This is a genomic window from Methylophilus sp. E2MeOHC9, from assembly GCF_058744375.1.
Window position 1 is genome coordinate 57,009 of the sequence record NZ_CP196024.1, and the last position, 14,915, is coordinate 71,923.

Sequence of the window (14,915 nt, forward strand, 5' to 3'; positions counted from 1 at the left end):
GCTCTATTGTTCACAATGTATGTTACCACACTCATTTACCAGTATTGCCACTGCCCACTAGCCAATACCCATGCGCCCAGCACGGCATTGGTCACCATATGGGCCAGTACCGGGACCCACAGCACCTGGAAGCGACGGTATAGCCAGGCGTAGACCAAACCTGCCAACAACCCGGCCAGCCAGAGCTGGTGTTCGATGGCAAATAATACGCTACTTACCAGCACTGCATAAGTACCCACATGGGCCGGTGAGACTGACATGAACTCGGGATGCTGCAGCCTGCGCATCAAATAGGCGCGCCAGAACAGCTCTTCGATCACAGGCACCACCAGCGCAGACCCACTCCAGCGACAAATCAACCAGAACATATCCACCGCATCGGCCATGGGCATCGCTTTACTATCGCCTGCCACGTATCCGCCCATCCATTCGGGATAAGGCAATATCCATATCGCAAACACCAGCAGCCCGCTCAAAATGGCGATCACACCCTGATAGAAAGTGGGCGCTACCGACAACTCTATATAGTCGCGGCGGTAATACAGCAACAACGCGACCGCTGCCAGCGTGCGCAACAGGTAGGTCGGCTGTGAACTTAACCCTAGCCAATGAAGGCCTGAGGCAAGCAAAGGCTCGCAGGCGAGCAACAGGATAAATCCGATGAACGGATAAATCCTGGCACGCTCATGCAGGGTAAACAGGGATTGCAGTTGAAGAAACATGGGCTCAGCCAATACTCAAAATAACGGAACCTCCTGAACCACCGCACATGGTCAGGGGCTTGCTATTGTATCAACTTTATTTTCAATCAGCTGGCTGCGTTTGTTTTGCAAAAGATTCTCAAGCTCGACGCGTTTGAGTTGAAAGAACGGCTCATCACGCATGGCTTTCCGGTAAGCACTGGCATCTGCATACAGGCCGACCAAATCATTGCCGTAAGCATAAAGACGGCTGTTTTTCTCTTCACATGACAATCGCTGCTGATGTTCTGCACTCACATGGCTGACCAGTTTTTTGCGCTGCATATCATTGACGTCCAGATCAGCCCTGGCTACTTTCAATTGCTGCTCGGTGGCTTCCAGACGCTTTGTTTGTTCAGCCAGCTGTGATTGCAATTGTTGTAACTGGGTGGTCAATGCTGCCTTCTCACTGCCCAGCTTCTGCGCCTCTGCCTGCAATTGCTGCGCGCGTTTTGCCTGGCCTTGCAGTTTTGCAGAATGCGCACGCTCCGCAGTTTGTGCGTGGCTTAACGCGTCAGACATCGTTTTCTTTTCCTGTTCAAACTCCGTCTGCAGGGCGCTTTTTTCAGCTTCCATATCCTGCTTCATCTTCTGCATCAAAATCGCGGCGCGTTTAGCTGCCTTGTCCTGCTTTTCAGCCGCGAGCGCAGATGCATGCATGCCAGCCAGGAAAACACCCAAAATGATCGCTGTGATGAGTTTCATGCCGCGCTCCTAGAATCTGCCATTCAAGTCGACGAAGAACGTATCCACCGAGAACGGCAAGCCAGTGATTTCATCCGTGCTGATATAGCGTGAGGATAGCCAGGCATTTTTACCGATGCCATATTGCCCGCCAATAAAGAAACCTTTGGCATCTGTGCCGCCCAGGTGGAAGTTGGAATCAGTGAATCCATCCATGACAGCATCCGCTTCCAATCTGCGATAGCCGCCAAACACTTGCCAGTCATGCAGCTTTTTAATGGCTGGATGGCCCACCATCAGGGAAACTTCGTAGCCTTCGTTTTCTTCTTTATAAGTACCCAATGCCGTGCCGGTGCGGCGCGCAATTTCCTGTGCATCAAAACCAATGTTTTTCACATAAGCACCATGCAAAATGACATGCACCGGATCGAATGCTGCCAGGTCTACTTCACCGGTGAAATTAATCAGCTGGAACTGTGAAGCTAAACCACAAGGGCCGCCTGAGCCACATTGGTTCGCATTCAAACCATCGACACTAAAGGTGTTGTTACCTTTTTGGCGCCAGAGCGGCACGGTGCCCGCATACCTGGTCGGATCACCGACTGGATTGAGTTCACCCTCTACATTTTTAAAGTCATAGAAAGCTACGCCCAGTTTCACCTTGCTATCATTGCTTGAGGTCCACTCCACACCACCCTGTGCAGCATATAGCCATTTATCTTTCGCCTTATTGGTATTAGAGCTTTCAATTTCTTCAATCGGATACGCACCCACATTGGAAAATAGCTTCCAATTCTTGTTAATGACCGGGTTTGCACTCGCAACAAAACCATCAAATGCCAGATCCGGGTCCCAGATCAGATCCGTGCCAAAGGTACGGTTGCTGGTGAAAAACGGATTGGCGAAACGGCCACCCGTCAGCGTCAGCCAGTCATAGGGTTTCGCTTCAAGAAACGCCCTATCCAGGCCGAACACAAACTTGCCTTGTGAAAAGCCCTCGGTCTGGTTGGGCGTCACTGGCGTCTGTAGCAAACCGGTCTGGAAGCGGATGCCACCGGTCAACCAGTCATTGATATGCAGATTTGCGCCGAACAATGCACGTATACGCTGGCGTTCGCGGTCTTCGGTTGAGTTATTGACGACCACATTTCGCACTGATGATGACGACAGCACGCCAGGAATCACATTATTCTCGCTGAACATATCTTCCTGATAGCGCAGGCGCAACTCACCGGTCCACTCAATGCGGTCTATCCACTCAGGCACGCCCAGGCGCTCACCCGCCTTGTAATTGAGCTTTTTCATGACTTCCTGCTCGATTTCAGCACGCATTTCGTTTTTGACATGCTCGGGCACATATTGCACACGAATCGCTTTAGGCTGGCCTTCAGCCGTTTTCTCCGCGACAACGCCCTCTTGCGAAGCTGCGGCTTCCGCTTCTTCCTTCGCTTTTTGCTTAGCCAGCTGCGCCTGCTTTAGCAAGGCATCTGCTTTTTCTTTTGAAAGCACGCCCTCCTGCACCAGCAGCTCGATCAGGCTCATGGTCGTCGCACGCACTTCTTCCAGTGATTCACGCTCACTGGCACCTGCGATGTCGGTCTGCGAGCCGAATATGGCCGCCACCATCATGGGAATCACCCAGTTTCTTGCTTTCATTTTCATTATCTTTCCCTTGTTACCCTTATCTTTTGCAACTGCCTGAGCGCTTGAAAGCCATGCCTGCATTTGTTACGGCAGCTCACGATCAAGACATATTTTGTGAAGTCACCCGGATCACCACTTTTCTTGGCATATCTTCAGGTGCGGATTCCCCTATCGGACGCACACCAGCCAATGCCTTGCGGATCAGGGCATCGGTTTCCTTGTCACCGGTGGAATCAATCAGCTCTGCATGGTCTATATCGCCCTGTGCATTTAAAAACACCCTGACTTCTACCTGGTACTTGGTCTTATTCAGCCCACTCTCGGCGGCCAGTGTTTTTTTAATTTGTGCATCGACCTTGCCGGTGAACCAGGCAAAAGCGGCCATATTCTTTTTGCCACCGATTTTGGGGCCAGTGGTCACATCACCACCTTTGTATTCATTGTTGACCGCCCCTGACTGAAACGGACTAGGTCCATCGCCAGCCGCGCCTTCCATCTTCAAACTCTCGGCAGGCGGCGCTTCTACTGGCTTGGGCTCAGGCTCTTTAGGCGCTTCTTTTGGCTGCTCCTTGGGTGTTTCTTTCGGAGGCTCTTTAGGCGGCGGGGGTGGCGGAGGGGGCGGCGTATCTGGCAGCAGCTTCACGGTCGTGATCTGCTTTTTATGCGGCTGGCCGCCAGAAAACAGTTTTTTAATGCCATAACCAATCCCGGCCAGTACTGCCAGCACCAGCAACACAATCGCAATACGCGTGATCCAGACACGTGCCGCAGAGGGCGGCACAGCCTCGGATATATCCTCTAGTTCATGTATGGCCATGGCTTAGGTCCCGATCTTGCCCGTGACCAGGCCGACATTTTCAATTTGCAGCCGGTTGACGAGGTCGATCACAGAAATCACGCCCGCATACGGCGCTTGCGCCTGACCCTTGATCATAATATTCACCTTGGGGTCCATGGCCTTGGCCTGGTTGAGCTGGGTTTCCAGTTCAGCCATATTCACACCCACACCGTTGATCGTCAGCGTGCCACCCTGCTGTACCTGCACGATTTTGAGGTCGTGTTTTTCGGTACTCGGCTTGTTGGAAGGCTTGGGCAGATTCATGGTCAGGCCTTGCACACCCGCAGTGGTCATCAGGATAAAAATCACCAGCAACACATACGCCAGATCCAGCATGGGCGTGATGTTAATGGTGTCGTAAGGTTGTGCGTCGTTTTGAACTTGCATGTTTATTCCACAACCTTTTTGGTGACCAGGCCGACTTCAGTGATATCCAGCCGCTTACAGATTTCAAGCACCTCGGAGATTTTTTCGTAATGCGCGGCAGCATCGCCTTTGAGGACCACAGGCAGCTCAGGATTGCTGCCTTTGTATTGCGCCAGGCGTTGCTCCAGCTGCGCCATATCGACAGGGAAAGCATCCAGGTAGACACTGCCATCACTGGTGACGGTGATTGCGCGCATTTGCGGTTTGGCTAATGCGGCAGAATTCACGGTATGCGGCATTTCTACTTTGACGCCTTGTACTGAAGCGGTGGTCATGATGATAAAAATCACCAGCAACACATACGCCAGGTCCAGCATGGGCGTAATGTTGATCTCATCGTAAAGCTGGTTCTCTTCCTTGACGCCTTCTGACATCGCGCTGCCTTATTCCTTACCGTACAGTTCAGCGGTACGGGTAATGAACTCATCGACAAAAATCTGCATGGCGATGGTGATGTTTTTCACACGGCTGGCCAGGTAGTTGTAACCAAACAGGGCTGGAATCGCCACCGCCAGACCGGCCACAGTCGCCAGCAACGCAGCGGCAATACCCGGTGCAATCGCGTTCACGTTCACATCGCCCGCGGCGGCAATCGCGGCAAAGGTAATCATCACACCGACCACCGTCCCTAACAGACCCAGGAAAGGGCCGCCGGAAATCGCGATGGTCAGTAATACCATCAGGCTGTTCATGCGCTGCGTTTCGCGGACCTGGTCGGCATCTACGGCAGCCTTGATCGCATCGATGGATGCACCGCTCAATGACACTTTGCCATCATGCTCACGTTTCCTGATCTCACGCAGACCTGCCTTGTATAAACCAAACAGGGTGGAATTCGGATAATTGCCCGCGCCATCCAGCTTAAGCAAATCATCAGCAGAGGCTTTCTGGAAGCGTTGTAAAAACAGGGCATTGTCTTTGTCAGTACGTGTGACCAGCACCGCTTTGCTGAACATCACCCAGACACTGACCAAGAACATCACGGCCAGGATGCCGATCACTACTTTGGCATCGACCGTCAAACTGTCGATCAGAATGCCCATGTAGTTGGCTTCACCCTCTTCTTCAGCACCACCCTCACCTGCCGGGGTAACGACCACCAGGTTGGCATCTGCCCCTTGCGATTGCGCGACCAGGCCCAGCCAGGCAGCACTACGCGCAGTGGATGCCAGCTGCAATTCATCAATCTCGGCAGTCAATGTTTCACCAACCGTCAACGTAGTCGCCGCTTGTGCATCACTGGCAGCTACCTGGGCAACCGATTGACCATTGATATAAACAATAGCCTGGCCACCCTGGAACACCAGTGCCACATGCTGCCACTGACCTGGCTTCAATTCGCCGCCACGTGTATTGGCTGCACCGGCCTGCAAGGCCAGCGTGTTGCCGTCCAGTTTGAGGCTAATATTGCCAGTTTTAAATACTGTGGCAGTTTGCGGCAGGCTGGCCGTTTTTAACCAAACTGACCAGGTCGCACCATTTGCCAACGCTGGTGCGGCTGGCAAAGTAATCGTAAGTGGGCTGTTATTGAGGACAGCGCTTTCTGCGATCAGCCCGGCTTTTTGTTGGGTCGCGTTGCCAGTAGCAGTCAACTGGTTAGCGCCGCTATCTTTCAGCAAAGCGTTTTCCGAGAAGGCGAAGCGTGCCACCAGCGCCGGGTCATTCAGTGCCTGTGCATCACTGCCAGCCTTGGCTGATTCATTGCCGGTATACAAGCTGATCGCCAGGTCTTTATTGGCAGAGGACAATTGCGGCAATACCACCCAGGCAACACCAAGCTCGTTCACTGCATCATATTTTTCAAGTGAAAATTTGAGTTCAGTTTTGTCATCAGCTGCAATAAAGCGGATATCAGAACCATCGACATTGGCACCGGTGAAATCAAAATTCCCCGAATGCAAACGTATCAGCACAGGCGCCTGGTTCACGGCCTCCTTCACGTTGGCTGTGTCTATGGTGATTTTTTGTTGTGTGGCCCAGTCTGCATTCCAGGCGGCCTTCGCTGGTAAAGCAAGGGTCATCAAACAGAGGCTGGCTATTAAACCAAGGGTAGACTTCTTCATATCCATCGCAGTCGAGTTAATTCGAGGTGCAAGTCTATAGAGTGAATGTGGCAGAGAAATTAAGAACGGACTAGCCGGACTAGTTTTTTTATTTTCATAAAAAAAGCCCGGGATCAACCCGGGCTTAAAGCACATTTAGACCTGCTTACACAGGCTGGAGGAAAATGGCTATTTTGTCTGGCGACGGGTCACAATGTAACCGATCACACCCAGGCCCATGAATACCAGGCTGGATTGCGTAGGCTCAGGTACCGCGGACAATGCGTAATTTACGTTACCTGCACCTGACAAGCCCAGTGGTGTGTCGTAGGCAAAGAATGCCTCGGATGTATTTGACGAGCCTGCAATCAGGCTAAAACCGATGGCCGGGCTAGTCGCATCTACACCCCACTCGATACCGGTGAATATACCATCCTGGAATACTGCAATCGCATCTGTCACGGCAGGGCTACCCAGATTGAACAGGGTGCTGCCGAAGTTGAATTGCAGGCTATCCAGGTTTACCAGTTCAGTGCCAGAAGCCAGCAGGCCTGCGTCATCAAAACTGAATTGACCGTTGTAGGAAGTGCCGTTGAAGTGACCGGAATCAACCTGGCCAGATAGTTGCCATGACTGGATGGCCGCTTGTGCAGGTAATACGCTGCTCAACAGCGCGATCAATGCTGCTTTTTTAATCAAAGATTTCATCATATGTTCCTCTAAAAGAATTAATCGTAAAAATTAAAGAATAAAGTCTCTGGCAGGCGCCACTTGCTTCGCGGTCAGGCCTTTCAGGGTCACCAGTGTTTTAGCTGTGGCCGGACCTGCTATGCCATCGGTATCCACCAGCACCTGTACGCCACCGGTCACATCCAGCAGCGTGATGTAGCCTTCGGCTATCGCAACGTTGGCGGAGATACCCAGTGAAGCCAGCAATGCGCTTAACTGTAATTTGTCGGCATAAGGGGTAAAGTCGGTGATGGTGTCACCAGCATCACGTATGCTGTTGTAGACAAATACATCATTACCCGCGCCACCAGTCAGCGTATCCACGCCCAGGCCACCGGTGATGATGTCATCGCCAGCAGTGCCCACCAGTACATCACGGTTGGCAGTGCCAGTGCGTGTCACGCCGGGGGTAGTAGTCGCAATCGCCAGGTCAATCAGGCGGCCACCTTTGTCATACTGGTTTTCCAGGCCGTAATAGTTCACCGTGATCTCATCGCCATCGGCATTACTCAAACGACCCAGGCCACCTTCTGCTTTGGGTGACTGGATGTAGTTGGCCAATGCTTCCTGGTAAGTAATGGTGAAGGGGCTATCTTCAAATACCACGTTGTTAGCAGCGAAAGGGAAACCATCGCCACCTGCAGCCGTGAAATCAATCGTAGTGAAAGAGAAACTGCGGCTATTGTTGACGACTACGCCGTTATCAATCAGCACGGTGCCGTCATCCAGTACCACGCGTTGCACGCGGTTGCCGGTGCCTTTAGTGGTTCGGGCAACATTGTTACTGTTGTAAACCACTTGCATGCCGGAAATCTGCGGGTAACGGCCATTGGCACGACCAGTCGGGCTGGTATCGCCATAACCATGTTCCAGCAGATCTTTCAATTGCGTCGCATTCACGGCTGGTGCGCGTTTGACCAGGTTGGTAAATGGCAGGATATTGAAGGTATCGCCCACAGACACATTGCCAGCGGCAGCGATATTGGTACGGATACCACCACTGTTCTGGATGGCGACTTCGGTTTTACCAGCAAAGCGCATCGCATCGGCTACCAGGTCACCCAGGCCGGTTTCAGCGTTACGTACACCGGCAACAAACGTGCATGGCAAGGCTGCGCATGTGGTATGTGTCGGGCCGTTCAATTTCACTGCTGTAGTACCAATGATTTGTGCATTCAATACAGAAATGTAGTTCTGCACTGGTGTCACTACCTGGGCTTTGATCGTTGCATCACCGGCAACACGGTCTGCATCGGCAGCCGCACCGGTCACACGCATCATCTTGCTGGATTCGATCGCCACAAATTGACCGCTAGTGTCATCAATACTGAAATTCACCTGACCAACATAACGATTACCAAAGTGGCTGGTTAATACCGGCACTGTTTTACCATGCGCATCCACAGCATTCACTGGATGTGAAGTGAAAGTCGCAGCGACGCCACCGTTGATCAGCGCATCATCCGGATCCACCATCAACTCATGGCCGCCACCGGATAACACCAGGTCAACACCTGTCAGTGCTGGCACAACGATACTGATTTCGTTAGCCGCATTTTGCAGGTGGCTCATTAAAATCACGGTCGTCACACCCTCTTCGCTGCGCAGGCGGGTGACTTCGGCCTGGATCAGCGGGATCAGTGCTAGCAGGTTTTGTGCTTCGGTATTATTCGCGTCATAACCAATGACATTCACTGCACCTGGGGAGGAGATATTAGGCAGCAATGGCGTCGTCGCACCGACCAGGCCGATTTTATGGCCGGCTGTAGTTGTGATGACTTTAGAAGGCGCTACTTTACCACTGGCTTTCAAGGCACTGAATTCAGACGTCGCGTTAAAATTCAGGTTGCTGGAAAGATAAGTGCTGCCGGATACTTTGGCAAAACGGGCAGCCACTTGCGGGCCGAGATCAAACTCGTGGTTACCGAACACCATGGCGTCAAAACCAATCTGGCGCAGGGCGATGGCATCGTAAAAATCCTGGCCACCATCGGTAAAGCTGTTAGCCAGGTTATTCAGGCTGGCAGTAAAACGTGGGCCAGGTAAAAATGCATCACCGGCATTCAGTTTTAATACCGTGCGGTTTTGAGCCACTGCTGCTGTTTCGGCATTTTTAATCACAGCGGCCAGGCGGTCAACACCACCGTAAAATGAAATAGCCTGACCAGCGTCATCGCGCAAGTTACCTTGTGCAGACAACAACCAGCTTTCCTGGTCACCCACGTGCAATACAGTCACACCTTCTGCCCAGGCACCACCGGCAGTGAATGCCAGAGCCACGCATGCAGTCAATTGTTTCAGTTTAAACATATTCTTCTCCATGGAGTGCCGCGAACAATCACGGCACTCTTTTTCAGTATTAACGTGATTGGCGACGACGTACCAGGCCCAGCACACCCAGACCAGCCAGCAACATCGCTACGCTGTCTGCTTCTGGTACAGGCGTAACAGCACTTACGGTAAATGCGGTTGTATTAGGCGCAATACCAACTGAAACACTGTTGTTCACTGTGTCTACATTCCAGTTGTTCACGTTAGCCACCTGTGCTTTGTAATCCTCAAAGCTGCTCAAACCACTGCGCACACCGTTGTACTCGGCATAGTCTGGCTCGCTGGAAGCACCGGCTTTAGCAGTCAGTTCAATAGCGTTCACGCCTTTGCTCAGGCCAGTATTGGTAAAAGAACCATCTGTAGCGAACTTGCCATTAGTGATCGCGGACAAGAATGTCGTTGGTGCAGTCGCGCCAGTACCAAGATAGGCATACACGGTTTCATTTGAGTTTGAGAGACCCCAGTTGCTGTTGCCGCTCACGGTAGCGCGAGTCAATACGCCGGTAGAAGCTACCAGGGTGTTTTTGTCGTAGTCTGAAAAACGCACCACGGTACCAGCGGTCACTACGCTACTGGAAACCCACTGGTTGTAGCTTTCGCCACTATTGAATGCATTGCCGGTCCACTCGTTATCGCTGAAGTAGATACGGGTGTTGGCGGCGATATCAACAAACGTCACAAATGACAGGCCATCTTCATCGGCGTTGAAAGAAGTGAACATAATGTCACCGGCATTCAAGGCCGCGTTGGCCTGCGTAGACAGCAACAAGGCTGCGATCAAACTGAATTTTTTCATGATAAATCCTCTCTCGATATAAATTTGAATAACAACTTTTTTCATGGTTTTTTAATGGCCGGCGCGATGCTTTAGTCACGCCGGCTTATTACATTCAACCTACCTGCACCTGCCTACCAACGTACGTCGCGCTGGGCATTCAGGTTTGCCGGTGTCACCCCTCTCAGGGTCACCAGTGGCTTGGCTGAAATCTGCAGTTGTGTACCGCCACTTACGCTGACCCAGCGGGCTACGCCATCATCGAATGGCTGCGAACCCTGGTAGCCGATGCTTTGCAGCAGTTCACGGATATCCAGTTGATCTTCATTAGGCGTAAAGTCGGTGATGGTATCGATCGCGTCACGCATGCTCTGGTACACAAACAGGTCGCGGCCAGCACCACCGGTCAAGGTGTCAGCACCCAGGCCACCAGTCAGCACATCGTCACCTGGCGTGCCCACCAGGGTGTCGCGCTGGTTACCGCCTTGCACGGATTTCACCAGTTGCAGACCGACAATCACCGGATCATGGTCAGAAGAGCGGTATGGGGAATCTGTGTACAGGTCCTGCGGTTTGAACTCGGTGTTGTAATCGATGACGAACGGCTCATCGGCGTTGATATGCCAGTGCACGGTGCCAGTCACTTGCGCTGCCAGATCGGCGTTTGCCAGTGCATGGTCCAGGTAACCGGATTCACCATCAAACACGTAGGAGTAACCGGCCTGGTCATTGAAACGTGCGATCTGGTCTTGCAGACCGGCGTTTTCCAGCACCAGCACAGGGTCTTCCTTACCGTAGGCATTCAAGTCGCCGATCACCAGCACATCCGGGTCGTTGGCCTGGTTTTTAACGGTCTGGATGAATTGCACCAGTTGGTTGGCTTGTGCGAGTCGTTGCGTGTTATAGCAACCCTGGCCGTCACCCTGGTCAGCATCTGCACCACCTGAATCTGAGCAGCTCTTGGACTTGAGGTGGTTCACCAGCACAGAGAACTTTTCACCATTGGCAGCCTGGAAGGTTTGCGCCAGTGTCGGACGGTTATTGATGCTGTTGTTGTCAGACAAGGCACCTGCCGTTGGTGTCAAGCGGGCTGGCTTGTAAATCATCGCCACCTTGATCGCATCGGTACCGGTACCACTGGCCGGATCAGCGATCACCGCATAGGTATTGGCACCCAATACGGCATTCAGGCCATCGACCAGGTTTTGTGCCGCCACCGTGCCGTTATTCTGAATCTCCATCAAACCAACCGCATCGGCATTGATGGCTGTCAGTGCGCGTATGATCTTGTTACGCTGACGGTTGAATTCCACCAGGTTATTGGCACCACGGCAGTTTGAAGCAGTCACGCTGCTGCCCAGGCGACAACCCTGTCCGGTCTGGCCACTGGCAGTTGCACCATTGGTAAAGGTGGTGAAGTAATTCAGCACGTTGAAGCTGGCCACTTTGTAATTACCACCAACAGGCGCCGGTGTGGCTGTGCGTACATTGTCACGCGTGAAATTCACGGCCTGGGTTGGATGCAGTTTGTAATCACGTGGGCCAGGGTTAGACGCCGTGATCAACCCATGATCAATCACACCGACCAGGTTTTCAACGATATCGCCGGCGCGCAAGGTGTTGTCCTCACCGATAAATGGGATCGGGTTAGGGTTCTGCACGCTGCTGCCGTCATCCAGCACCAGGCGTCTGCGCGCATTGTCATCCGCCAGTTGTGCCGCAGCCGCTGAGTTGGCCGGGTGGATATTGGTCGGCTTGATCATACGGCCTTCAGCAGACAGGGTTACTTGTCCATAACGGCCCTGGAAGTAGTTCTGCGAAGCGGTCAGTGGTGAAGTGATACGTACCAGCATGCCTTCGTAAGCCTCCAGATCGCCTTCAGTGACTTCCGGCAGGCTGATATCGGTTGGCAGGATGACATTGTTGTTGCTCAACACTTGCAGGCCGCTGATATTGATCAGCTCGGTAATGGTGTTGAACTCGGTAATCGTGGCTGCCAAACGTACTTTTTGACCAGCCGTGACAGTCGGTGTTACGCCAGTCCCCAGGTAGACAAAAATGCCATCTGAAGTGAGCGGGTTACCATCGCCAGTAGCATCCTGGATATAAAAGCCGTTCAGGCCGGGGAACACAGCGGTAACCACTCCTTCAGTGGTGACGTTCTGACCATTCAGCGGGCTGACTGAAGCCACGCCCAATCCACTGCCCTGAATGTTGTAAATACGGGTGATGCTGCTGTTTTGCACTGTGACATTGACGCTGCAGGTCGCGGTTTGCGCTTCGTTATTGGCAAAGCGCACATCTACCGCGTAAACACCGGCTGGCAGGCTGCCATCCAGTTGCAGGCTGGCACTGGCTGACTGGCCGTCGCTACCCGCAGCAATAACGTTATTCAAACTGACACCTGCAGGGGCAGTGGCTAACAAGGTCGCCGCATTGACGATGCTGTCAGCATCCGTCGCTTGCAGTGATACCGAACCGGCCTCGCCTACTTGCAAGGTGACTGCCGGGCAAGAGGTCACAATCGGCTGGTTGCCCACCGGGCCGCTACCGCACACATTCACCGCACTGCTGGTGTTGCGTGGCGCAGGGGCACCAGTCACAAAATCACTGCCGTTCTGGTTGCTATCCTGACAGCCATTGTTTTTCCTCAACAATGCCGTACTACCAGTGATGGCAGGGGCCGCGGCACCTTCAAAGAAATTGGCGCTGCCGTAACCTACCAGGTCTACGATCTGTGCCAGCTGTGCAGGGCTGCAAACGGCTGAACCGCCATTACAGGCCAGCCCTGTGCTGCTATTCACCAGCACGACTTTGCCGTTAGTGCCACTCATGTCGGTAGCATTGTTGCTGACATCCGCCGTGAAAGTTAAACCATTGGCTGCACTTCTCAGGCCCACCAGGTAATATTGGCCCGGTTGTAACAGGCCGGACAAGCTCGTCACGCCGTTGGCAGAAAAGTTGCCGGTACCGGTGGCACTACTGTACTGCACAGACCAGCCACCGATATTCACTGCAGCGGTGCCGTTATTGAACAGCTCCACATAATCCTGGTTATAGACGTTGCCCTGACCGCCATAGATCTGGCTGATGACAACGCCCGCCTGTGCTGACAGGCTCATTTGTACCAAACCTGATAAGGCCAGCACCCACTGTAATTTTTTTAATTTCATTTCTCAGACTCCGCAAGTTTTTGACTTGAATAAAAGCCTGATTAATTTATCAATTTACAGTGGGTGATTTATTAAGTTTGCCGCCACAAAACTAGGTAGGTCGGACTAGGGAATGATCTAAAAACAGGTGCGATTGATACATTTTCGGGTCAACGACCAGACCTTAAGACTAGTCATCCGGCCAATCCTCATTGAAATGAGCAAAACCTTATTCTTGCCATGCAAGGTGCAAGCGGAAGACTTACGGATGGCCTGTCCTAAACAACCACTGTTTCAATAGGCGTATGAAATCGTTGTAAAGCTTGTCCTACAGCAAATTGGTGCGATGCCTGATAGGAACAGGAAAACGATGCAGCTAAGGTAGGGGTTCACACGATTACCCACCCGATTGAATAAGAAAGGCAAATCATGACAACTACTTCAAGAAGCGATCCGATACTCAATAAAGTAGCCGGGATTATTCCTGCCATTGAAGGCTCGGCCCCGGTTGAGGCGATTAAAAAAGCCATTGGTGGCGAACCACCAAAGGCAGATCCGGATATGCAGTTAGTGATAGACGCGCTGGTATCCCTGGGTGGCAAGCCGATTGAGACTTTGTCGCCTGAAGAGGCTCGCCAGCAACCTACGCCTACAGATGCAGTTAAGAAAATCCTGACCGAGAATGGTCATCCGCCACGGGCGCAATTATTCACTTCTACCACTATCAGCATCCCCGGTGGGCCGGTAGGAAGTATACCGGCTCAGGTCTACACGCCATTGGTGGGCGATGGGCCATTCCCTGTGATCCTGTATTTCCACGGCGGCGGCTTTGTGATTGCAGACACCAAAACTTATGAGGGTTCTATCATTGCCTTGACGCAAGGTGCGCAGGCCATCGTCGTATCGCTGGATTACCATCAGGCGCCGGAACACCAGTTCCCTACCCAACCGAATGAAGCGTTTGCAGCTTACCAATGGTTGCTGACGCATGCGGAAGAGCTCAATGGTGACCGCAAGCGTATTGCCGTGGCTGGTGAAAGTGCCGGTGGTAACCTGGCAGCGGTGGTGTCATTGATGGCTCGCGATAAAGATGTGACGCTGCCTGTACACCAACTGCTCATTTATCCACTGGTGAACAACAATGTGTTTAACTCATCCTACATTGATAATGCCAATGCTAAACCCTTGAACGCCGCCATGATGAACTGGTTCTTCAAGCATTACAGCGAACCACTCGATGCCTACAGCGCTTACGCGTTGCCGGATAAAGCCAGCTCACTGGCAAACTTGCCACCTGCCACCGTGATCACGGCCGAGATCGACCCGCTGTATGAAGAAGGCAAAGAGTTTGCCGAACGCCTGGAAAGTGACGGCGTACCCGTTGCTTATCGCCACTACACCGGTGTTGTGCATGAGTTTTTTGGCATGGCGGATGTGGTTGCCAAAGCCAGGGAAGCACAAGTATTTGCGATCGCTGAATTGCGCAAGGCATTTGCGAAGGCTTAATACGCTCAAGCTAGCTTTAACCACAAAAAAACGCCCACCATTGGTGGG

General features: G+C 52.5%; 12 protein-coding genes. 1 reads left to right on the forward strand and 11 read right to left on the reverse strand.

The features are described from left to right. Positions 1–35: 35 nt before the first annotated feature. From ACSSVF_RS00295 to ACSSVF_RS00345, 11 genes are all read right to left on the reverse strand, one after another. A complete protein-coding gene (locus ACSSVF_RS00295) occupies positions 36–722 on the reverse strand; it encodes a CAAX prenyl protease-related protein (protein ID WP_492404574.1) in 687 nt (228 codons plus the stop codon). Positions 723–773: 51 nt separating this feature from the next. After that, the gene (locus ACSSVF_RS00300) at positions 774–1,445 is read right to left on the reverse strand and encodes a hypothetical protein (RefSeq protein ID WP_492404576.1); all 672 of its coding nucleotides are present in this window, start codon (positions 1,443–1,445) and stop codon (positions 774–776) included. Positions 1,446–1,454: 9 nt separating this feature from the next. Then, positions 1,455–3,086: a putative porin gene (locus ACSSVF_RS00305; protein ID WP_492404578.1), complete on the reverse strand. Its 1,632-nt coding sequence runs from the start codon at positions 3,084–3,086 to the stop codon at positions 1,455–1,457. 82 nt (positions 3,087–3,168) lie between these two features. After that, positions 3,169–3,885, reverse strand: a complete 717-nt coding sequence (locus tag ACSSVF_RS00310) for a TonB C-terminal domain-containing protein (protein WP_492404580.1) — start codon at positions 3,883–3,885, stop codon at positions 3,169–3,171. A gap of 3 nt (positions 3,886–3,888) precedes the next feature. Beyond that, a complete protein-coding gene (locus ACSSVF_RS00315; protein WP_379054434.1) occupies positions 3,889–4,293 on the reverse strand; it encodes an ExbD/TolR family protein in 405 nt (134 codons plus the stop codon). Positions 4,294–4,295: 2 nt separating this feature from the next. Next, a complete protein-coding gene (locus ACSSVF_RS00320; RefSeq protein ID WP_492404582.1) occupies positions 4,296–4,706 on the reverse strand; it encodes an ExbD/TolR family protein in 411 nt (136 codons plus the stop codon). A 9-nt stretch (positions 4,707–4,715) separates the two neighbouring features. Beyond that, positions 4,716–6,353 (reverse strand): DUF2341 domain-containing protein, encoded by a 1,638-nt coding sequence (locus tag ACSSVF_RS00325; protein ID WP_492404584.1) that lies wholly within the window; start codon positions 6,351–6,353, stop codon positions 4,716–4,718. Between the two features lie 210 nt (positions 6,354–6,563). Next, the gene (locus ACSSVF_RS00330) at positions 6,564–7,085 is read right to left on the reverse strand and encodes a PEP-CTERM sorting domain-containing protein (RefSeq protein WP_492404586.1); all 522 of its coding nucleotides are present in this window, start codon (positions 7,083–7,085) and stop codon (positions 6,564–6,566) included. A 30-nt stretch (positions 7,086–7,115) separates the two neighbouring features. After that, a complete protein-coding gene (locus tag ACSSVF_RS00335) occupies positions 7,116–9,413 on the reverse strand; it encodes a bifunctional metallophosphatase/5'-nucleotidase (protein ID WP_492404587.1) in 2,298 nt (765 codons plus the stop codon). A 49-nt stretch (positions 9,414–9,462) separates the two neighbouring features. Continuing rightward, positions 9,463–10,230 carry a PEP-CTERM sorting domain-containing protein gene (locus tag ACSSVF_RS00340; protein ID WP_492404588.1) on the reverse strand — a complete coding sequence of 256 codons (768 nt, stop codon included), beginning with the start codon at positions 10,228–10,230 and terminating at the stop codon, positions 9,463–9,465. Between the two features lie 113 nt (positions 10,231–10,343). Further along, complete coding sequence (locus tag ACSSVF_RS00345) at positions 10,344–13,382, reverse strand: ExeM/NucH family extracellular endonuclease (protein WP_492404590.1); 3,039 nt, start codon at positions 13,380–13,382, stop codon at positions 10,344–10,346. A gap of 408 nt (positions 13,383–13,790) precedes the next feature. Between ACSSVF_RS00345 and ACSSVF_RS00350 the strand changes: the two genes are divergently transcribed. Continuing rightward, positions 13,791–14,867: an alpha/beta hydrolase gene (locus ACSSVF_RS00350; RefSeq protein WP_492404591.1), complete on the forward strand. Its 1,077-nt coding sequence runs from the start codon at positions 13,791–13,793 to the stop codon at positions 14,865–14,867. Positions 14,868–14,915: the final 48 nt, after the last annotated feature.